This window comes from Pseudomonas sp. IPO3747 (assembly GCF_013385245.1).
GTDB classification, from domain to species: domain Bacteria; phylum Pseudomonadota; class Gammaproteobacteria; order Pseudomonadales; family Pseudomonadaceae; genus Aquipseudomonas; species Aquipseudomonas edaphica.
The window spans coordinates 523,384-543,924 of sequence record NZ_JACAQL010000004.1 but is presented as its reverse complement, the minus strand read 5'-3'; the positions used below and the strand labels follow the sequence as shown (position 1 = coordinate 543,924).

21 protein-coding genes and 2 pseudogenes are annotated in these 20,541 nt (G+C 59.8%); 10 read left to right on the top strand and 13 right to left on the bottom strand.

Going from position 1 to position 20,541, the window contains the following annotated elements:
• The first annotated feature begins 43 nt into the window (after positions 1-43).
• Positions 44-922, top strand: coding sequence for an allophanate hydrolase subunit 1 (locus tag HX790_RS09460; RefSeq protein ID WP_017137884.1), 879 nt, complete (start codon positions 44-46; stop codon positions 920-922).
• Positions 919-1,893 (top strand): biotin-dependent carboxyltransferase family protein, encoded by a 975-nt coding sequence (locus HX790_RS09455; RefSeq protein WP_017137883.1) that lies wholly within the window; start codon positions 919-921, stop codon positions 1,891-1,893. Before HX790_RS09460 ends, HX790_RS09455 begins: the two co-directional genes overlap by 4 nt.
• Positions 1,894-2,016: 123 nt before the next feature.
• Here the strand turns inward: HX790_RS09455 and HX790_RS09450 are convergent, their stop codons facing one another.
• From HX790_RS09450 to HX790_RS09435, 4 genes are all read right to left on the bottom strand, one after another.
• Positions 2,017-3,633 carry an inorganic phosphate transporter gene (locus HX790_RS09450; RefSeq protein ID WP_017137882.1) on the bottom strand — a complete coding sequence of 539 codons (1,617 nt, stop codon included), beginning with the start codon at positions 3,631-3,633 and terminating at the stop codon, positions 2,017-2,019.
• Positions 3,634-3,882: 249 nt separating this feature from the next.
• A complete protein-coding gene (locus tag HX790_RS09445; RefSeq protein ID WP_017137881.1) occupies positions 3,883-4,905 on the bottom strand; it encodes a transporter in 1,023 nt (340 codons plus the stop codon).
• A gap of 228 nt (positions 4,906-5,133) precedes the next feature.
• Positions 5,134-5,439, bottom strand: a complete 306-nt coding sequence (locus tag HX790_RS09440) for a PepSY domain-containing protein (protein ID WP_017137880.1) — start codon at positions 5,437-5,439, stop codon at positions 5,134-5,136.
• Positions 5,440-5,535: 96 nt separating this feature from the next.
• Positions 5,536-6,663, bottom strand: coding sequence for a glycerophosphodiester phosphodiesterase (locus HX790_RS09435; protein ID WP_017137879.1), 1,128 nt, complete (start codon positions 6,661-6,663; stop codon positions 5,536-5,538).
• A gap of 232 nt (positions 6,664-6,895) precedes the next feature.
• On the opposite strand from HX790_RS09435, the gene HX790_RS09430 reads away from it, so the two are divergent.
• Entirely contained in the window at positions 6,896-7,261 is a 366-nt protein-coding gene (locus HX790_RS09430; protein ID WP_176991469.1) for a DUF2025 family protein, read from the top strand.
• Between the two features lie 164 nt (positions 7,262-7,425).
• Here the strand turns inward: HX790_RS09430 and HX790_RS09425 are convergent, their stop codons facing one another.
• Both HX790_RS09425 and HX790_RS09420 read right to left on the bottom strand, forming a co-directional pair.
• Positions 7,426-7,746, bottom strand: a complete 321-nt coding sequence (locus tag HX790_RS09425) for an antibiotic biosynthesis monooxygenase (RefSeq protein ID WP_176991468.1) — start codon at positions 7,744-7,746, stop codon at positions 7,426-7,428.
• Positions 7,743-8,450, bottom strand: a complete 708-nt coding sequence (locus HX790_RS09420) for a CTP synthase (protein ID WP_176991467.1) — start codon at positions 8,448-8,450, stop codon at positions 7,743-7,745. The genes HX790_RS09425 and HX790_RS09420 overlap by 4 nt, the downstream gene beginning before the upstream one ends.
• 80 nt (positions 8,451-8,530) lie before the next feature.
• Here HX790_RS09420 and HX790_RS09415 point away from each other — a divergent pair, with 80 nt between their 5' ends.
• Positions 8,531-9,409, top strand: coding sequence for a LysR family transcriptional regulator (locus HX790_RS09415; protein ID WP_176991466.1), 879 nt, complete (start codon positions 8,531-8,533; stop codon positions 9,407-9,409).
• Positions 9,410-9,613: 204 nt separating this feature from the next.
• Here the strand turns inward: HX790_RS09415 and HX790_RS09410 are convergent, their stop codons facing one another.
• The 5 genes and pseudogenes from HX790_RS09410 to HX790_RS09395 form a co-directional block, all read right to left on the bottom strand.
• Positions 9,614-10,132, bottom strand: coding sequence for a DUF1003 domain-containing protein (locus tag HX790_RS09410; protein ID WP_099550475.1), 519 nt, complete (start codon positions 10,130-10,132; stop codon positions 9,614-9,616).
• Between the two features lie 76 nt (positions 10,133-10,208).
• Positions 10,209-10,643: pseudogene (locus tag HX790_RS29810) on the bottom strand (methyl-accepting chemotaxis protein); the annotation flags it as partial.
• A gap of 114 nt (positions 10,644-10,757) precedes the next feature.
• Positions 10,758-11,528: pseudogene (locus HX790_RS29805) on the bottom strand (PAS domain-containing protein); the annotation flags it as partial.
• A 263-nt stretch (positions 11,529-11,791) separates the two neighbouring features.
• Positions 11,792-12,850 carry a diguanylate cyclase gene (locus tag HX790_RS09400; protein WP_017137872.1) on the bottom strand — a complete coding sequence of 353 codons (1,059 nt, stop codon included), beginning with the start codon at positions 12,848-12,850 and terminating at the stop codon, positions 11,792-11,794.
• Positions 12,851-13,040: 190 nt separating this feature from the next.
• Positions 13,041-13,667 (bottom strand): TetR/AcrR family transcriptional regulator, encoded by a 627-nt coding sequence (locus HX790_RS09395; RefSeq protein WP_099550477.1) that lies wholly within the window; start codon positions 13,665-13,667, stop codon positions 13,041-13,043.
• 140 nt (positions 13,668-13,807) lie between these two features.
• Here HX790_RS09395 and HX790_RS09390 point away from each other — a divergent pair, with 140 nt between their 5' ends.
• The 4 genes from HX790_RS09390 (at position 13,808) to HX790_RS09375 (ending at position 17,969) form a co-directional block, all read left to right on the top strand.
• Positions 13,808-14,866: an MBL fold metallo-hydrolase gene (locus tag HX790_RS09390; RefSeq protein WP_176991465.1), complete on the top strand. Its 1,059-nt coding sequence runs from the start codon at positions 13,808-13,810 to the stop codon at positions 14,864-14,866.
• Positions 14,867-15,039: 173 nt separating this feature from the next.
• Positions 15,040-15,714 (top strand): hypothetical protein, encoded by a 675-nt coding sequence (locus HX790_RS09385; RefSeq protein WP_369683587.1) that lies wholly within the window; start codon positions 15,040-15,042, stop codon positions 15,712-15,714.
• 125 nt (positions 15,715-15,839) lie between these two features.
• On the top strand, positions 15,840-17,357 hold the full coding sequence (locus HX790_RS09380) for an amidase family protein (RefSeq protein WP_176991464.1): 1,518 nt from the start codon (positions 15,840-15,842) through the stop codon (positions 17,355-17,357).
• A gap of 54 nt (positions 17,358-17,411) precedes the next feature.
• Positions 17,412-17,969 carry an AAA family ATPase gene (locus tag HX790_RS09375; protein WP_017137867.1) on the top strand — a complete coding sequence of 186 codons (558 nt, stop codon included), beginning with the start codon at positions 17,412-17,414 and terminating at the stop codon, positions 17,967-17,969.
• Here HX790_RS09375 and HX790_RS09370 read toward each other — a convergent pair.
• On the bottom strand, positions 17,899-18,279 hold the full coding sequence (locus HX790_RS09370) for a hypothetical protein (RefSeq protein WP_017137866.1): 381 nt from the start codon (positions 18,277-18,279) through the stop codon (positions 17,899-17,901). The two genes, HX790_RS09375 and HX790_RS09370, sit on opposite strands and share 71 nt — an antisense overlap.
• A 189-nt stretch (positions 18,280-18,468) precedes the next feature.
• Between HX790_RS09370 and HX790_RS09365 the strand changes: the two genes are divergently transcribed.
• On the top strand, positions 18,469-18,831 hold the full coding sequence (locus HX790_RS09365) for a hypothetical protein (RefSeq protein WP_017137865.1): 363 nt from the start codon (positions 18,469-18,471) through the stop codon (positions 18,829-18,831).
• A gap of 43 nt (positions 18,832-18,874) precedes the next feature.
• Positions 18,875-19,540, top strand: coding sequence for a hypothetical protein (locus HX790_RS09360; RefSeq protein ID WP_099550482.1), 666 nt, complete (start codon positions 18,875-18,877; stop codon positions 19,538-19,540).
• Here HX790_RS09360 and HX790_RS09355 read toward each other — a convergent pair.
• The gene (locus HX790_RS09355) at positions 19,537-20,490 is read right to left on the bottom strand and encodes a hypothetical protein (RefSeq protein ID WP_176991463.1); all 954 of its coding nucleotides are present in this window, start codon (positions 20,488-20,490) and stop codon (positions 19,537-19,539) included. The genes HX790_RS09360 and HX790_RS09355 overlap by 4 nt on opposite strands.
• Positions 20,491-20,541 lie beyond the last annotated feature (51 nt).

The following is a 20,541-nucleotide window of genomic DNA, read 5'->3' as shown; positions in this document are numbered from 1 at the left end:
ACTTTTTGCCTGCCTTTCTACAATGATTCCAAGAGGAACAGACATGGCTGAAACCACCCCCATCCGCTACAGCTTCGGCGGTGATGAACACCTGTTTGCCGAGGTCAGCGACAGCATGTCCCTGGAGGCCTTTTTCACAGGCATGGCCGTGACCCGCGCCGTGGAGCGCCTGGCGTTGGAGGGCGTGCTGGATGTGTGCCTGGCCAATGCATCGTTCCAGATTCGTTTCGACCCCGACCGTATCGCGCCGCATGTGCTGCTCGACGCCGTGCAAAGTGCCGAAGCCCAGGCCGTGGCCGAGCGCACCTTGCACACGCGCATCATCGAAATCCCGGTGCTCTACAACGACCCCTGGACCCACGAAACCCTGATGCGCTTTCGCGACCGCCACCAAGACCCCAGCGGCACCGACCTGGAATACGCCGCACGCATCAACGGCCTGGCCGATGTGGACGCGTTTATCGCCGCCCACAGTGGCGCGCCGTGGTTTGTGTCGATGGTCGGGTTTGTTGCGGGCTTGCCGTTCATGTTCCAGATGGTCGAGCGCGAGCGGCAATTGCAGGTGCCCAAGTACCTGCGTCCGCGCACCGACACGCCCAAACTGACCCTCGGCCATGGCGGCTGTTTCGGTTGCATTTACTCAGTGCGCGGCGCGGGTGGTTACCAGATGTTTGGCGTAACCCCGGCGCCAATCTACGACCCGGCGCAGCAGTTGGCGTACCTCAAGGAACACATGGTGTTTTTCCGCCCGGGTGACATCGTGCAGTTCAAACCGATGGACCGCGACGCCTACGATTTGGCGGTGGCCGAAGTGGAGGCAGGGCGTTTTGATTTGCGTATCCGCCCGGTGGAATTTTCCCTCGATGCGTTTCTCGCCGACCCCATCGGCTACCCGAAAACCCTGCAGGAGGCGCTGGCATGATCAAGGTCCTCAAACCCGGCCTCGCCACTTCTGTGCAAGACCTGGGTCGTGAAGGTTATTACCACTTGGGCATTCCTCCTTCGGGCGCCCTGGACCAGTACGCATTGAGTGCGGCCAACCACTTGGTTGGCAACCCAGCCGGTGCGGCGGGCCTGGAATGCACACTGATCGGCCCTGAACTGGAGTTTCGCCAGGACGCATTGGTGGCGCTCAGTGGTGCGCTGATGTCGCCGCGTCTGGATGGTGAAGTGGTGCATCAGGACACCGCCTTTCAGGTCCGCGCCGGGCAAGTGCTGCGCTTTGAGTTTCCCAAGGCCGGCGCGCGCACGTACCTGGCGGTGGCCGGTGGCATCAACGTGCCGCGGGTGCTCGGCAGCCGCTCGACGTACACCCTTGGTGCGCTCGGTGGGTTTGAAGGGCGGCGCTTGCAGGAAGGCGATGAGCTGCCGATCGGCGAGGCCAGTGGAACAGGCCGCGCGGGCAATAGCTTACCGATGGCCTTGCGCCGTTCGGTCGGTGGCGACGTGACCCTGCGCGTGGTGCCAGGGCTGTATTACGAGCGCCTGACGGATGCGGCAAAAAGCAGTTTTTTTGCTGAGCCGTGGACGGTGGGCTCCGAGGCGGATCGCATCGGCTATCGCTTCAAGGGCGGCAGCGCCTTGAGTTTTCAACCACGCGAACAACCGTTTGGTGCTGGCTCGGACCCCTCGAATATCGTCGACAGTTGCTACCCGATCGGTTCGATCCAGGTGCCGGCGGGGTTGGAGCCGATTGTGCTGCACCGCGATGCGGTGTCGGGTGGCGGCTACGCGATGATCGGCACAGTGATCAGTGCCGACCTGGACTTGATCGGGCAGATGCAGCCGAACCAGCGGGCGGGGTTTGTGGCGGTGACACTGGAGGAAGCACTGGAGGCGCGGCGAATCTACAAAAAGCGCTTGAAGGCCATGGCTGGATTGTTCAATCACTGACACACCCTAAAACCCATGTGGGAGCAGGTTTGTGTGGGAGCTGGCTTGCCTGCGATGCAAGCGCCTCGGTCTGTCAGTTGAACCGAGGTGACGCCATCGCAGGCAAGCCAGCTCCCACCGAGGTCAGAACAGTTTGGTGAACAGCCAGTACAGGCTGCCCGACAGCAAAATCGCCGCCGGCAAGGTCAGCACCCAGGCCATCAGCAGATTGCGGATGGTCTTCATCTGCAAGCCACCGCCATTGGCGACCATGGTGCCTGCCACACCCGACGACAACACATGGGTCGTCGACACCGGTAGCCCGAACATATCCGCCGCACCGATGGTCAGCATGGCCACCGTCTCGGCCGAGGCGCCTTGGGCGTAAGTCAGGTGCGTCTTGCCGATTTTTTCGCCCACCGTGACCACGATGCGTTTCCAGCCGACCATGGTGCCCAGCCCGAGCGCGATGGCCACGGCGATCTTCACCCACAGCGGGATAAAGCGTGTGGACGCGTCGATCTGGTCTTTGAACAGTTTCAGCTTGCCTTGGGTGTCGGCGTCGAAGTTGCCGACCTTGCCCTTGTCCATCAAGCGAATGGTTTCACTGGTCAGGTACATGTCGTTGCGCACGTTGCCGACGGCTTCAGCGGGGACTTTGGCCAGGGAACCGTAGCCTTTTACTTCGTCACCAATCTGGCCGGCGAGGGCGGCGAGGGCCGGCACCAGTTCCGGGGTGGCTTCCTTGGTGCGCACATAGGTCGAGAGAATCGGCCGTGGGTCGCCCGGTAATACTTGTGGTGCGCTTTTCACCAGTGCCACTTGGGTCACTTCAGCCACCGCAGCAAACTGCAAGGACTGCTCGGCCGGCATGGTGCGGTTCAGCGCGTACGCCATCGGCAGCGTCCCCACCAGGATCAGCATGATCAGGCCCATGCCTTTTTGCCCGTCGTTGGAGCCGTGGGCGAACGACACACCAGTGCAGGTGGCGATCAACGCACCGCGAATCCACCATGGCGGCGGGGTGTCGCCCTTGGGGGCCTTGTACAGCGAGCGGTTTTTGACAAAGGCGCGCAGCGCCAGCAACAGCAGGGCGGCAAACGCAAAACCGATCAGCGGCGACAGCAGCAGGGCATAACCGATCTTGGTGGCTTGGCTCCAATCCACACCGCTGGTGCCATCACGCCCGTGCATCAGGGCGTTGGCGACGCCGACGCCGATGATCGAGCCGATCAGGGTGTGCGATGACGAGGCTGGCAAGCCCAGCCACCAGGTGCCGAGGTTCCACAGGATCGCCGCGATCAGCAGCGCAAAAATCATGGCGAAGCCGGCCGAGGAACCGACCTGCAAAATCAGCTCGACCGGCAGCAAGGCGATGATGCCGAACGCCACCGCGCCGCTGGACAGCAGCACGCCGAGGAAGTTGAAAAAGCCCGACCATACCACCGCAAAGTGCGGCGGCAGCGAGTTGGTGTAGATCACCGTCGCCACGGCGTTGGCGGTGTCGTGGAAACCATTGACGAACTCAAAGCCCAGGGCAATCAACAGCGCCACGCCCAGCAGCAGGAACGGCGTCCAGGTGGTGACCACGGTGCCCAGTTCGGTCATGTCGTGCATCAGGCTGTAGGCGGTAAACAACAAGCCCATGGCGAGCACGGCGAAGAAAATGATCACGGTGAGCAGGCCGGGTTTTGTATCCAGCCGGGGTTTGGGGTCTGCGTGTGTGGCGGTGTTGGAAGCGGTCAGGGAAGGGGTGGCCATGCCGGAGCATCCAGTGTGGGGAGGATGGTCTTGATGATCATTGCAGAATGTTACAGAGATGCTGCGGTAGGTCAGTGTTTAAGGAATTGAGCCTACCGCTGATCTATAAAACACCAGAAGGCTAATGTCAGAGTGCAATCAATGTGGGAGCTGGCTTGCCTGCGTTAGCGGTGCATCAGGCAATGAACAGTTGGCTGGTAGATAGCCATCGCAGGCAAGCCAGCTCCCACAATTTGACTGTATTGCAATTCAATAGTCTTTGCGCTTACGGAACGCCCAGCGCCCGGCAATCAGGGTAAACGTCGCCACCAGCGCCACCAGGATCCAGAACCCTTCCGGGTCGGTGGAAAGCGGCACGCCGCCCACGTTCATGCCAAAAAAACCGGCGATGATATTGATCGGCAGCGCCAGCACCGTCACCACGGTGAGGGTAAACAGCGTGCGGTTGCTTTGTTCGTTGAGGTTGGCGGCGATTTCTTCCTGCAACAGCTTGATGCGTTCGCCCAGGGCCGTGAGGTCGTTGATGATCAGCGCAAACTCCTCGGTGGATTTGCGCAACTCCTTCACGTCTTCCTTTTGCAGCCACTGCGGCGGGCGGTTGAGCAGGCGCAGGAGCGAGCCCGGCTCCAGTGCCAGCAGACGTTGCAGGCGCACCAGCACCCGGCGTGCGGCACCCAGTTCGGCGCGGTTGGTGGACAGGCGCGAGGACAGTAACTGGTCTTCGATATGGTCGACGCTGATACTGGTTTTACGCACGATCTGCGTGAGCACCTCACCCTGGTCGCGCAACAGATGCACCAGCAGTTCCAGGGGCGAACGAAAGCGTTCACCGGCCTTCACCGACGAGCGCAATTTATCCACCGAGTGCAGCGGTTGCAGGCGTGCACTCACCAGCAAACGGCTGCGGGCGCAGACCCACAGCGTGGAGATATCCGACGAAACCATGCTGCTGAAGTTGAACACCACGTCGTTGACCACTGCGAGCAAGGCCGAGTCGACGTGTTCGATACGCGTGGAGCGCGAGCCTTCGTGCAGGGCTTCGAAAAACTCGTCGGGCAATGACAGGTTGGCCTGCATCCAGCGCTCGCAGGCGGCGTGGGCCAGGTTCAGGTGCAGCCACAGGAATTCTTCCGGGTCTTGCGGCGCTTTTAGCGCGGCCAGCGCGGTCGCTGAATCAATTTGCTCGCCCTTTTCACCGGGCCGAAAACGAAAACCGTAAAGCAAGCCAAACAGATCGGGATCCTGGTGGCTGTGGTCGATGCTGTGGTTCATGGAGGCTCGCAGAGAAAGCGCCTGTAGGACGTTTCACAGGTTCGCGTGGGCGAATCATTGCAAGGCGGGATGACGATTTTGTGACAGTTTGAAAACTCGCTCAGCGGGTTTCCAGGCGCAGGCCTGCGCTTTGTCGGTGTAATTTGATCAACCCTCCGTGATGGCTGGCGAGCAGGCATAAAAAAACCGCGCCACTTTAAACGTGGCGCGGTTTTTTTAAACGATGACTCAGGTGTCCAGTTTGTCTTCCAGCACGGCGCCGGTCTTGGCGTCGAGCTTCACTTCAAACCGTTTGCCGGCGGTGTCGGTGAGGTCAACTTCGTAGACCAGCACACCATTTTTGTGGTCCAGCTCGGTGTCAGTGATGCTGGCACCGGCGTGTTTGGCCACGGCGGCGGCGTTGAGTTTTTCGAACGGCATCACGGCGCCGGACTTGAGCAAACCTTCAATGTGGTCCGGGCGAACATCCGCCTGGGCCAACCCGGCAGTCAGGGTCAAGGCGGTAGCGGCGAACAGGGCGGTCAGGGTTTTCATGGTGTGTGTCCTTCTTCGGTGAGCTGTTTAAGTGGCGCCAGATTAACCAGCGCAACTTAATTCATCCTTAATGGCGCAATGACACCCACCAATTACTCAGTAGCCGTTGTCCTTGAGCAGGTCCTGCACGCTCGACGAAGGCCAGCGCTTGTAGAACTTCAGCAGTTCGGCGGCGCGGTTGGTGAAGATGCCGTCAACGCCGGCTTTCATGACTTTTTCGAAGTCCACGGGCTCATCGACGGTGTAGACGTGCACCAGCAGGCCTTTGTCGTGGGTCAGCTTGTTCATCTCAGGCTTCACCAGGTCGGTGTAGCTCTGGTCGCCGTGGTTGGTCAGCTCGGCCGAAGGGCCGGTGCCGATGGCGCCGAGGCTCTTGGCTTCGTCCACCCACTTTTCGAACTCGGCGGCGTCTTTTGGCTCTTGCTTGGCGTAGTAGGCGGCCTTGGTGGTTTCGCCGGACTCAGCGAAGGTTTGTGCCGATTTAGGCTCGATGCTGCCTGGGCCAACCCACAACAGCAGGATTTTCGGGGTGTTGGGCATTTCTTTCTGCAGCTCTTTCAAGCTGTCTTTTTCAAACGTCTGCAGCACCACGCGGCCTTTGCCCTGGCCCACGCCGGTGTTGCTCTTGCCCAGCTTGGAACCGGCGGAGCTCAACCAGCCTTTATCCAGCAGCTTGTTTTTCAGGTCGGCTTCGATGCCCGGGAACTGCTTGGGCTCCTTGGTCTCGATGTACAGGCCTGGTTTGTGCTGCGGGTTGCCTTCGGCGATCTTGATGATCTCGTCCAGGCTCTGGATTTTCAGGCCAACAAACGCCGGGCGGGCACGGTCCGGGTAAGCGGCGTTGAACCAGCTGCCGGCGTCCAGGGTGCGCAGTTCGGCCCAGGTGAACTCGTTGGCCGGAGCGTCTTTGCGCTCGGGGAACTTGGTGGCCACGTCGGTGGTGCGTTGCAGGTTGTTGTCGTGCAGGGCGAACAGTACGCCGTCTTTACTGCGCTGCAGGTCCATTTCCAGGTAGTCGGCACCCAGGTCGCGGGCGAGCTTGTAGGACGCCGCGGTGGATTCGGGGGCGTCGTAGGATGCGCCACGGTGAGCAATGACAGCCGGGTACGGAATGCCTTCGTTTGTCGCCAATTCAGCCGGGCTGATCGGGTCGGCAGCCTGTGCCTGACCAAGGCCGAGCATCAGAGCGAGCAGCAGGGCGCTCTTGGTAAACGTGACAGGCATATGCGAAGTCCTTTCGTGGAGGTAACTTTGAGAAGGCGTCCTTTTTAACAATTGATTGCGAAAGGCGCTATCACCAAACCGACATTAAGGTACTCACGAGGCATTTTTGTGGGTTTTTTTGTGCTGCGTTGCAGTATTCTTGGCCAAAGCTGCCCCGTTAGAGGGCAGTAATTTCTGCCACGCGTGTAAACCATCTTTCCAGTCCCTGTGGGACTTTTCAGTGAGGTTTACCATGCGCATCACTTCCGAGCTTATCTGCCAGGCCGCCGACCAACTCCAGGGTTTTGTCGGCCTTAACCGCAAAACCGGCTACTACATCGTGCGTTTCAGCGAAGACGCCTTCGGCATGGACGTGGCCGATGACGGCATCATCCCCACTGCCGAATTTGTCTGGCTGCCGGCCGCCGACCACACTATGACCCTGTCGCGCGAACGCCTGCAGTTGCTGCTGGACCAGAATATCGATGACCGTATCAACATCACCGAGCCGTTGCGCGTGTATATGCGCCGGGTGGAGATCCCGCAGATCAGTGCGTTGCGCAGTTTGGTGAGTCAGGTCCAGGCAAGTGGAGAGCAACCTGTGGGGCTTGCTCGCTAAGGCGGCCACCTGCTCGATCACCATTGTCCTGAGACACTTCGGTCTAATTGTGGGAGCTGGCTTGCCTGCGATGCAGACACCTTGGTGTATCAGGCACACAGAGTTGATGCTATCGCAGGCAAGCCAGCTCCCACAGGTTTTTGCAGGGGGCTTGAGGCTGTGTTTCAACGCTCGAAGGTGTAAGCCCGCTCGACCTTGCACACGCGGGTGTGAAACGCCGAATACCAACTGGCGCGGCCTTGCTCGCGCACTTGGCTGTGTTCGGTTTGTTGCTTCCAGGCCAAAATCGCCGCTTCGCTTTCCCAGTAGGAAACGGTGATGCCCATGCCGTCTTCCCGCGCCGACTCAACACCCAGAAACCCCGGTTGTCCGCGCGCCAGTTCCAACATACGGTTGGCGGCCTGGCTATAACCTTGATCGCCTTCGGTACGCAACGAGCTGAAAATCACGGCGTAATAGGGCGGGGCGGGTGTGGTGGCGATCATACCGATTGCGCCTGGCAGGCTTTGAGCAGGGCAACCGCCAGTGGCGGCGTAATTCCTTTAAGTGCCGCGCGTTCGGGCTGAAACAGGGTGGCGACGAAAAACGGATGGCCCAGCAGTTCGACGGCACGCAGATCGCCCGCCGAATCGTGGCCGCTGGGGATCAGGTCGCCCTCGAGTAATGCCTGGGCGAACTCGGGGTTGATGCCGTAGCTGCAACGGTAGCCTTCCTCCGTTTCCAGGCTGGCGTAAGCCTCGGCGATACGCGTGTAGGGCGCCAGGCGGATGCTGCCGGTGGCTTCGACCAGGGAACACGCAAGCGGCGTGATAACCGCGCGCCTAGCCTCGGGCGCCAGTTCGCCATGCTCCGCATCCGCCCAGCCCAGCACGTTGCGGGCATATTCGATGACCGCGTGTTGAAAACCACCGCAGGTGCCCAGGAATGGGCGTTTTTGCTCGCGGGCAAAACGAATCGCCCGCAGTGCGCCGTCGGCATCACGGTAGGGGCTGGCGGGCACGCACCAGAAGCCGTCGAAGGCATGCAGTTCGGTGGCCGGGGTGATCGAGTCGGTCTCCAGCCAGTGCAACTGCACGTTCAGGCCCAAGGCGCCGGCAGCCTGTTGCAGCGCCATGGGGATGGCCTGGTGGGCCGTTACGTCGGGGTTGTAATCACCGATCAGGGCGAGGTGCAGAGGGGTGGTTTTCATTGTGTACTTCCCATGGCTTGTGGTGTCCTGAGGCGCACTATAGATTGGCGCTCACGCAATCAAAATTGGCGTTTGCCCACATGCTCAATGCAGCCACGCACTATCAGCTCGATTACCCGGACCTGTCGCTGATTCTCGCGCTGGTGCGTGGCGGCACCTTGGCGCGGGCGGCGGCGCTGCTGCGGGTGGATGTGTCCACGGTGTTCCGTGCCGTGCGACGGCTGGAGGCGGCCCTGGGCCAGACCCTGTTCGAAAAGAGCCGTGCCGGCTACCTGCCCACCAGTTTGGCCAGCCACCTGGCGCAGCAGGCCGAACAGGCCGAGCAAGCGCTGGAAGCGGCGCGCATCGGGGTGGAGCAGGGTGGTGAAGTAATCAGCGGCACCGTGCGCCTGACCTGCACCGACTCGGTGCTACAGGGGTTGCTGCTACCGGCGCTGGCGCAGTTCATGCCGGCCTACCCGGCGTTGACCCTGGAGTTGAGCACGTCCAATGATTTTGCCAACCTCAGCCGCCGCGACGCGGACATTGCGCTGCGCCTGACCAAGACGCCGCCGGAGCATCTGGTTGGCCGTCGACTGGGCACCGTGGCCTATCAGGTGTGCGCGAGCGCGGGTTATGCCCGCCAAAACCAGGGGCGTGAGTTGGCCGAGCTGGCGTGGATCGCGCCGGATGACTTCTTGCCCGATCACTCCACCGTAGCCTGGCGGCGTGAACACCTGCCGGGTGTGCGTCCCAGTTATCGCTGTAACAGCATGTTGTCGGTCGCCGAACTGGTGCGGGCAGGGTTGGGCGTGGCGGCGCTGCCGGACTTTCTGTTGGAGGACGGTTTGCAACCACTCGGCCCCGCGCTGGCGGGGCGTGATACGGCGCTATGGCTGCTGACACGCCCGGACTGCCGGGCACTGCGCTCGGTGGTGACCTTGTTTGATGAGTTGGGGCGGCATATTCGGCTGCCTTGAGCATTGTGGCGAACGGGCTTGTTGTGGCGAGCGGGCTTGCCCCGCGTTGGGGCGCGCAGCGGCCCCAAAACCAGACGCCGCGGTTTTTGCTTTAAGTACCGCATCGACTTTACTGGGGCTGCTGCGCAGCCCAACGCGGGGCAAGCCCGCTCGCCACAACAAGCCCGCTTGCCAGCCCCAGAAGAGTTCCTCTGGGTAAACGTCTCAGGGTTTTCGCACAAACTGCTCATGCATCTCGCACGTCAACGTCTCGATACGCTCGGTCAGTTGCTTGGTCATTTCCGTCAGCCGGGTGTTCTGCTCCAGCAATTCCAGTAACTGTTTGGTGGTTTGCGCGGCCTGGGCCTGGCGTTCGGTATTGGCAATGGCCAGGGCTTCGCGGTGTTGCGCATCGGCATCGGACTGGGCTTTGTCGCGGGCGGCCTGGCGTGTCTGGGCCAGCAGGATCAGCGGCGCGGCGTAAGCCGACTGCAGGCTGAACGCCAGGTTGAGCAGGATGAACGGGTACACGTCAAAATGCGTGACGCCGGTGATGTTGAGCACCACCCACACCACCACGATCGCGGTTTGCGCGCCGAGAAAGGTCGGCGTGCCAAAGAAGCGTGCGAAGGCTTCGGCCTTGAGGGCAAAGGTGTCGTTGCCAAAGGTCGGCGCCAGATGGGCGTGGCCGCGGTGGAAGCGCAGGTGATCGACAGGTACGGCGTCTGGCTTGTCGGGGGTCATGGCGGGCTCGAATCCTAAGCGTTAAGACAAGCTAGCACTATAGACCGCGCCCCCCGACACACACATGAAGAACCGGTCAGGTGTTGCCGCGCTCGTTGGCGAACGCGCTCACCGCTTGCACCGCCTCGGTGGTGCCTTCGCGAATCTGCAGGATCACCGTGCCCGCACGGTTGGCCAGGTCGACCCCCAGCGCCGCGCGGTCGCGGGTGCTGTCCATGCTCTCGATGGCTTGGCGGGTCTCGTCCTGGATCATCGCGATCATGCTGGAGATTTCCGCCGTCGAGCCGCTGGTGCGGGCTGCCAGTTGCCGCACCTCGTCAGCCACCACGGCAAAACCACGGCCTTGCTCACCCGCGCGTGCCGCCTCGATGGCGGCGTTGAGGGCCAGCAGGTTGGTCTGGTCGGCGATCCCGCGAATGGTGTTGACGATGGCGGTGATCTGCTGCGAACGCTCACCCAGCTTGGCGATCAGTTGCGAGGAGGTGTCGATGTCTGCAGCGATTTCGCGCATGCCACTGGCGGTTTGCTGAATCACGTCGGCGCCTTTTTCGGCCACATCCCGGGTATTCAGGGAAATATGGTAAGCCTGGGCCGCGCTGGCGGCGTCGGCTGCGTGCTGTTGCACCCTGGCGGTGACGTCAGAGGCGAACTTGACCACTTTGCACAGGCGCCCGCTGGCGTCGTACACCGGGTTGTAGTTGGCTTCGAGCCACAGGGTCTGGCCGTGTTTATCAACGCGCTCGAACTGGCCGTTGAACAGTTCGCCCTGGTTCAAGCGTTTCCAGAACTCGGTATACGCCGCGCTGTTGGCCAGCTCCGGTGTGCAGAACATGCGGTGATGTTTGCCCTGGATCTGCGCCAGGCTGTAGCCCATGCGCTGCAGAAAATTGTCATTGGCGGTGATGATGGTGCCGTCGAGGTTGAATTCGATCACTGCCATGGCACGGTCGATGGCGCCCAGCTTGGCGTTGGCTTCGCTTTCGGCCTGCAGGCGCGGGGTGACATCCATGGCGTACTTCACCACTTTGATCACTTGGCCCGTGTCATCGCGCACCGGGTTATAGCTCGCTTCCAACCATACTGACTGGCCATTGCCGGCCAGCCGCTCAAAGGTGCCGGACTGGAATTGGCCATTGCGCAAGTGCGTCCACAACTGGTTGTACTCGGCGCTGCGGGCGAACGCGGGTGTGCAGAACATCCGGTGTGACTGGCCCAGGATCTGCTCGGCGCGGTAGCCCATGGTCTTGAGGAAGTTGTCATTGGCACGCAGCACGCTGCCTTGCAGGTCAAACTCGATAACGGCCATGGAGCGCTCAATCGCGTCGAGAAGGCTGGCCTGCTGGGCATTGGTGTATTGCAGGGTACTGATGGTTTTTTTATGGGCGTTAAATAGCATGTTCGAGAGCTCGGGGAAGCACGCGTCAGAGGTATCCATGAATAGGCGCCTGACCCCGTATGGCCCTGGGCCTTACGGTTGACTTGCTCATTGTCAGCTTCCTGGTGCTGACAGAGGGGGCGGAACAAGGGGTTCAGAGTGATCAGCCTGCCAAGAAGTTCGCCGTTAGGGCAGGACCATTTTTGGGCAGGCGACCAGTGGCGGCATTATGCTATCGCTGCGAGGCGCGGGCGGAAGATTCAGACGAGGTGTTATCGGACAACTCAAGCGGAATGGGCGACCACGTAATCGCTGACATTAACCCGGTTACGCCCGGTTTCCTTGGCTGTGTACAGTGCACGGTCCGCCGCGTTGAGCCACATCGCGGCATCGCTGAACAGTGGCTGGAAGTCGGCCAGGCCAATGCTCAGGCTCACGCGCAACTCCGGGATCTGGGCATTACGATAGTTGCCGAATGTTTCGCGCATGCGTTCCATGACTTTTGCGGCTTCTTCCAGCGGCATTTGCGGCAAAATCACACAGAACTCATCGCCGCCATAGCGGCCGGCCAAGTCGTTTTCCCGCAGGTGCAGGCGCAACTCTTGGCTGAGTTGGCGCAACACCGCATCACCGACGATATGGCCGTAGGTGTCATTGATCTGCTTGAAGTGGTCGATGTCGATCAGCGCGATAGTGGCGTGGCTGCTTTGCTGCTGGCACTTATGGAACTTGAGGTTCAACAGGTCTTTCCACGAGCCATGGTTGAGCAGGCCGGTGAGGCTGTCGATACGGCTCAGGGCGCTGAGGGCGCGTTTGTGTTCCGAGAGCTTGATCGCCAGTTGGTAGCAGACCATACCGATGGCCATCGGGTAGAGCGTCAGCATCGGCAGGCAGGTGTAGACCTGGCTTAGGCTGACATTGGGGTTGAACTTGACCCCGAACAAACCCCACGCCACCGCGGTACCTGCCGCTTGCGCCAGCAGCCCGCGCAGAAACAGGCGTTTGCCGCCGGCCGCGACATTGTTCATGGTCATCATCGACAGCACGGTCACGGCCGTCAGGGGCGTGAACTGGGTGGCGGCGGCCCAGAAACCACCGAACAACGAGTCATAGAGCAGGTTGCGCTGTTCAGCCTGATAGGGAAACTGCGAACGGGTCGAGAGCTGATACGCCACATGCGCCCAGGCATAGCCATTGAACAGCAGGAACGCCCACACCCAGCCCGGCATCGCCAGGGGATAAAGGGCGCCGGCCACACTGATACAACCGATACCCAGGCCGATGATCCTTGGCTTGTAGATACGTCTGGCAAATGAAAGCCCTTTGCCTCGTCTGTTTTCCATAGTGTTCCGGGTCAGCTCTGTTTTGCGGGTACGACAACGTGCGTCAGCGGGTAGAACCGTTGATCGGATATTAACGGTGAATATTGTCAGTTATTCGCGTGGGAATAATCAGTGTCCTTCCAGGCCATTTGCGCAGCACAGCGTGGGAATACGCCAAAAGCGACCTGGAATGTCGCGTCTGTAACAGGGTTTACTGCGGCCTTGGTGTGCGCACTTCGTAACCGGCCAGGAACAGGTCGATGGCTGACTCGATCACGCTGGCCTGGCAGGCGGCGTCGAGCACAGGTTGGCCCAGGGTGATCTGCGGCCAGAACGCGAATGCCTTGAGCAGGCTTTGTATCTGGTGGGCGGCGAAGGCGGGGTCGGTGCAGGACAGCCGGCCGTCTTCCTGCGCGGCGCGCACCCACTGGGTGAAGCCTTCTTCGCGCTTGCTCAGGCGGTTGACCATGTCTTGTGCGCGTTCCGGCGAATGGATGGTGGCGGCAATCGCGACACGGGCCAGGTCGAGGAAGTTGGCGTCCGACATCATCAGCATCTTGGCCTCCAGTAGCCCGCGCAATTGCTCGCGCAGCGGGCGGTCGCTGGCGTAGCTCACGTCCAGTTGGGCAACGCTGCTGGCCCACAACTGGTGGAGGATTTCGGCAAACAACTCTTCCTTGCTGGGGAAGTGGTTGTACACCGTGCGCTTGGAAACGCTGGCGGTGGCGGCGATTTTGTCCATGCTGGTGACCTCGAATCCATTCGCGCGAAACTCGGTAATAGCGGCAGCCACAATGGCTTCGCGTTTACGATCGGTGAGGCGCAGAGGTGCAGTCATGGTCGGCTCTAAGGCTCTAAAAGGAAATTACACTCGGTAGTTTACTTGCTCAGGGTTTTGTTGCAATCTAGAAACTACACTGTGCAGTGTAGTTAGTCTTCGCAGTGTCTTTTATGAGCCGACCCCGGAGTCACTCTGCAATGGCCACGATTTCAACCCGTCTCGACCCCGCGCCGGCTGCGCCAAAGGCTGCCGAGCATACGCCAGGGCAATTCAGCAACGATGCTCCAGTGCAGCACGGTGGTTTTGGCAAAACCTTGCGCATTTTCTGGAACATGCTGTTCAACAAACCACGCAGCACACGCCCGGTAGGCAAGATCCCGGTGCAACCGCTGACGCGTGAGCAGTTGTTGGCAGCACCCGATCACAGTGTGTTTCGCCTGGGGCATTCCACTGTGCTGCTGAAAATGCGCGGCAAGTTCTGGGTCACCGACCCGGTATTTGCCGAACGTGCCTCGCCTTTCAGTTGGGCTGGGCCAAAGCGCTTTCATCAGCCGCCGATCAGCCTTGAAGAGTTACCGCCTCTGGAAGCGGTGATTCTTTCCCACAATCACTACGACCATCTTGACCGCAATGCGGTGATCCAACTGGCCGACAAGACCCGCTATTTTCTTGCGCCGCTGGGCGTGGGCGACACGCTGGTCAAGTGGGGTGTGGATGCCAGCAAAGTCCGGCAACTGGATTGGTGGGCAGGCACCGAAGTCGAGGGCATCCGGTTTATCGCCACACCGGCCCAGCATTTTTCCGGGCGTGGCCTGTTTGATGGTAACCAGACCTTGTGGTGTTCCTGGGTGATGATCGACGGCGCGCGGCGGATCTTTTTCAGCGGCGACACCGGTTATTTCGACGGCTTCACACGCATCGGCGAACAATACGGCCCGTTTGATCTGACGCTGATGGAAACAGGTGCTTACAACGTCGACTGGCCCCATGTGCATATGCAGCCTGAGCAAACCCTGCAGGCACACATCGACCTCAAAGGCCGTTGGCTGCTACCGATTCACAACGGCACTTTCGACCTGGCCTTCCACGCCTGGCACGAACCGTTCGATCGCATCATGGCCCTGGCCTGGGAGCGCAACGTGGCGATTACCACGCCGGCGATGGGGCAGGCGTTCAGCCTTAGCCAGCCGGAGCGCGGGCATGCGTGGTGGCTGGAGGTGGAAACTCAAGGTGTAAAAGAACACGCAGCGGGTTGAAACGTTGCCACCTGGAAAAAGGATTTTCAGGGTGTTTCAGGACTGCGACAAACGCCAGATGAGAGTGCGATGATCCCGCGCAATCAATTGTCGGAGGTCGGGTTTTGATGGAAAAAAACTGTAGGGCGCATTGGCGATCAGGGATGCAGTGTCGCCCAGGGCTTTCCTTGCCTGTGACGGAGGAGGCGGGCAGCGTAGAGCCCGCGGCTGAGTCCGTTCATGCTAAACCCGAGAATCTGAGCCGCGCAGGTATCGTCTTCGGCGCGGCGCAAGTGGTTGGCGCGGCGCCCATTCCTGGCTACAACGCGCCGGCCCTACCGGCAAGACCTGCGCGGGATCCCGCGTTATCACTCGCAGCTTTAAGCGGTATCGACCCTACTGGGCCGGTCATGGTGGAAGTCCCCCTGGTACTGAACAACACCAGCTTTACCGCTTCACAGATGCTATCGGGTTGGCGTATCGGGTTCGCTGACCGCTATGTGCAAGGTGGTCATCGCGAGGCCGTCGAACACAGCGAAGCCTTGTGTGCAGCCTTCGACCTTCTGCGCCAGGCAGGTGCGCACTTGGTGCCAGTGGACGCGCGTCGTGAAGACAGCAGCCTGCAATTTTCCCTGCAAAGCAATGAAATCGACGACCTCATGACCGCGCATCGCCTGGATGCGCTGGTTTCTGGCAGCGAGAGCGTTGCGTTTCATCGTGCCTGCATCAACGGCTATCCGTCGCTTTGCGAACCGTTGGGAGATGGGGCGAAACTGTGGTTTTACGGCGCACAATGGTCGCGTGATGCATTGCCGCTGTTGTTGCATGCCTATCGCCAGGTCAGCGCCTGCGCGTCAAAGAACTCGTAACAACTACAGGAAGTGCTGAACCCTCCTACGATGTGAGCAGAGACTGCCTGAGGGTCTTTAACACCTGGGGTTTTTAGAATGGCGGACTTGATCCCGCATGAATTCTGAACTCAGGAGAGACCTTTATGACGGTTGCTTACGGCATCTATTCGATGATCCGCCAGGCTGCGCAAACCTTGCCGGCGCAGACCTCGCCTGTAGTAGAAACACCAATGGCTGCAAAGCCCGTGGCGCCAGAGACTGCATACGCAAGCGTTCGCGAGCTGGGCGAACAAATGGCTCGGCCGCACGGGCTTACGGCGGTTGATCTGGTGAACTTCCTGCAAGAGCGTATCCGCACGCTGGACCCTCAACTGTGCTCCGTCATCGAACTCAACCCTGAGGCACTCGAGGTCGCGCGCGAACTGGACCGTGAACGCGCCAGTGGCAAGGTGCGTGGCCCGTTGCATGGCGTACCCATTTTGCTCAAGGACACCATCGAAACGACTGGCATGCAAACCAGTGCAGGTGCGTTTGGTCTTGTGGGGGCGGCTGCCGGCAAGAATGCTGCTCTTGTCGATTACCTCATCCAGCAAGGGGTGGTGATCCTGGGTAAAACCAACATGAGCGAACTGGCTGGCTTTCGCGGTGGCCCCGATGGCTGGAGTAGCCGGGGAGGGCAAACCCTTAACCCTCACCGTGCGGGTGCCGACGTCGGTGGCTCCAGTTCGGGGTCTGCCGCAGCGATAGCGGCCGGGCTGGCACCCCTGGCGGTCGGTGCAGAAACCAATGGTTCGATCATCGTACCGGCGGCGCTCAATGGTGTGGTGGGGCTCAAACCCAGCGTTGGCTTGTTGGATCGCAACGGGATTATTCCCGCCAGCCGCCGACAAGACACACCCGGCCCCATGGCTCGTTCGGTGTATGACGTTGCGTTGATGCTCAATGCCATGTCCGGCAGTGACCCTGGCGATCCCGAAAGCCTGGGCGCCCCTCAAGGCATCGACTACACCAAACTGCTGGTGCCAGGCGCGTTGAAGGGCAAGCGTATCGGTTATCCCGCGACCTTTACGTTCAACGGTGAAAGTTTGCCGGTGGACAACAGCCCGCAATTTAGCAAGACACTGCAAGTACTTCGTGAGCAAGGCGCTACGTTGTTACCGATCAACCTGCGGCTGGCAGATGCTTCACGCTACGACGAACTGTTGCTCTCGGATGTAAGGGAAGAACTGAATGCCTACTTGGCCAAGCGTCCGGGCCTGCCGGTCACATCATTGGCCGAGTTGATAACATTCAATGAAACCCGTGATGGTACTGAGACGGATCACCAATCTGTACTCAAGAAGGTCAACGCAGCCACTCTCACACCGCAGCAACGCAAAACGCTGTGGGACGCGCTTATCCAGGATTTTCGCAGCAGCGTGGATGACCCGATCAAGGAGAAAAACCTGCATGCCATAGTGTCGGACTACGATACCAACAGTTACTTCGGGGTTGCCGCAGCAGGTTACCCAGGGGTCACCGTACCTTCTGGGACGAGTGAGGACGGCCTGCCTACCAGTGCCTACTTCTTCGGTACTCGCTGGTCGGAACCCACCTTGCTGGCAGTGGCTTATGGGTACGAGCAGGCGGCCCAAGCCGGTGTAAACCCGAGCTTTAAATGACGTGCTGCGTGCTGCAAACCTCGCGTATTACACTCAAAGCCATGGAGAGCAAGCATGGCCTACAAAATACACATTCTCGGCGCTGCGGGGGCCGGTACCTCGACCTTGGGCCAGGCTCTGGCCAAACGCCTGGGCGTCGCCTATTTCGACTCTGACTATTTCTACTGGCAACAAACGTCAGAGCCTTTCACGGTCGCCCGGCCCAAGGATGAACGCATCCGCCTGTTGCAGGAACAGAGTGCCGGCCTTGAGGGCTGGGTACTGTCCGGCTCACTGTGCGGCTGGGGCGATGCGATGATCCCGCAGTTCACCCATGTAGTCTTCCTGCGGTTGGACCCACATGTGCGCCTGCACCGCTTGCAACTGCGCGAAGTGCAACGCTACGGCGAACAGATCCTGGAGGGCGGCAGCCGCCACGCCAACAGCATCGCATTCCTGGCCTGGGCCGCCCGTTACGACGGCGGCAACCACAGCCTACGCAGCCTGCGTCGGCATGAAAGCTGGTTGAAACCGCTGACCTGCCCGGTGCTTCGGTTGGACTCTACGCACCATTCGGCTGAGGCGTTGGTGAGTCATTTGATGCCGCTGCTGAGCCCATCAACCGCGAGATGAGGCCAGGCGCCGCGAGCTCGGCAGGGGCGGCTGCAAACTTGCGTGCGCTCATCCCCCAGCCCGGGGCAAACCCTGGAAAAAACACCAGGCCTTCAGCCTCCAGCCGGAACGCGAGGGCTAACCGAGCTTCATCCTCCACCTCACCCAGGCTTTCAAAACGCTGAACCACCTCCACCGCCAGCCCGGCCTGGCGGGCCAGGTCTTCACGACTCCAGCCCAGCATCACGCGGGCCTGTGCGCTGTGTTTGGCGGTGAATTGGTGCAGGACGATCTGCTGTTCTACGAAAGAGCTCATTGCCAGAGAGGACATGGGGTTTCTCCAGGTTCGACGGGGGAAGGCAAACTATACTGTGTTTTTGTACAGTTGTTTGTACCGCTCATCAACTGGATTTTTTATCGGGGGTTCACTTGCCCTACCCAGAAGGACAGTGGACGTTGCAAAGCTCGCAGGCCGATAGCAAGATCTGCGGACCGATTGAGCTGACGAGAGAACGACGCTATGTCTATTTCCGAAAGTGATTGGAAGAAATTCAAAGGCTTGAGGGCATTGGCCCTTGATCGGTTTTGCCTCGGTGTCCTGGCGGATGCCAGGACTATCAGTGAGCACGGTGCCTTGTCCGCTCACGCCCGGTACGGAATGCTGTATGGCGTGATTCATGCCCGCAACAAGGATATGGCCGATATGTTCGACTATTACAGTCGCTCATCAACCTATCCGTGCTTGGCATTGATGGTGCACCATGACCTGTTGACCGACGCCGAGTTGGCAATACTCAGCGAAGAAACGCTTGATGCCATCAGCTATGCCGTCAGGCAGCCTTATGAACTTGAGTGGGTTGAGGAGCAATTGCCCGGCGAGTAAATAGGGCACACTTGGCGTTGATCACTTTGCGCAGGAACACAGTGTGCTGACATTTAATTGCTCACAAGCCGGCAGCGACTTTTTCAGCCGTATTCACAAGGGTAAGAAAATTACCCCAGTTGAAAAACCACCGATACCGAGCGCCGAGGGTCTTGCGCTGCACACAGACCCTAACCAGTGGCTGGTCCATGCGGCAATAGTTAAGCGTAAGCATGTGCTGGTGGCGACGCATTTGAAGACGCGCTATAGCATGCTGTTCTTCGATATGAAAAAGGCCGATGACGCGGGTTTTGTGAAGACATTTGCCCATCGCTGGATCGATGGCGTGATGAATGTAGCGCTGAAGTGTGGCGTGCTGGACATACTCTCGCCGTCCGTTTGTGATCCGCTGCTGAGCGGCTTGGGGAGCACTTATTGCTTGTACCAGCGCAGCGACCGCAGCAGCCAGGGCCAAATCAATGAAATCCTGCGCGTGTTTAAATGGGACGCTGAAGGTTTCGACTTTGTGAAGCAGCCGTGGAGTGCGAGACGCTATGACGAAGCCATCAATCGTACACCCAGAACCATTCCCGGGATAAAGGGCTATGGTTGGCCAGAGGAAGAAATGCTGATTCACTGGCTGACAGCATTTGGCGGGATAGACGCGGCCACCGCCCGAGCTGCACGCGAACAATACCGGCAAGCTCAGCGATCACGCGCCCTTGCCTAATGCTCCTGCATTCCCGGTGCCTCACGAATGATCAAGTGGTCCAGGTTCTCGATATTGGCGCTGAACACCCCGAATGTCTGCTCGGGGTTCTTCTTGCTCGGCACCTGTTTGAGCTCCGGCGTCACGCCGTAAAAGAAGCAATACAAGGCCCGTTCGCTACTCGCTGCCGCCTTGATCTGCTCCAGGAACGCCGTGCGCTTGCGGTAGTTCTCGATGAGTTTTTTGCTCAGGTAGACATTCACTGAATAAGGCTTTTTGTCGAGCCACACCTTTTTTTCGAAGTCGATGCGAAAGCTGCTGGTGTAATCCTTGATCGCTTTGATCTTGCCCCAGTAAATCAGGCCTTTGTTGTCTTGCAGGTATTCGATTTTCTTGAAAAACGTCCAGTAATTCGCGGAGTGTTCGCCAACCTTCAGCGGCATGGACTTGAGCTTGTCCTTGTCGTCGATATTGGACACATAGCACTCGACCGGGTGTGCGAAGACGCTGGTTTTGTCTGGGGTTGTGTCACTGGTGACGCGGGATGAGCGGGTACTTGTCGAAGGCGCCTTCGCTGAATCTTGTGGGACGCTTCCCTCGCTGCCGACAAGCGCAGTGTTGCGCGGGTACTGACGCCGGGTCAGTACAAATTCCGATGGGAAATTGTCTTCGCGCTCGTCGTCACTTTCACCGGTTGCCGTCTTATGCGTGCTGGCATAGCGACAGCCGTCGATATGCCGGGTGCTGGTCTTGTTCTTGAAGTGGGGCGTGCGCTGATAATTGACGTTTTTCGCGTTGAACGTGCTCAGCGTATTGCCCGTTTCGAATGCTGCGCGGCATTCATCGTTGGGGCACAGGAAGCTGTCCTTATCGGAGTCGAAGTCGGCGGTTTCGTCGAAATTCAGGTCTCGAACGTCGTAGATCGACAGCTTGTCGTCGAGACTCAGGCTGTAGGCCGTGTCGAATTTCATGGGGCTCGGGTCCGTGAGATGAATAGCTGGATACTACGCAAATACCAGAGA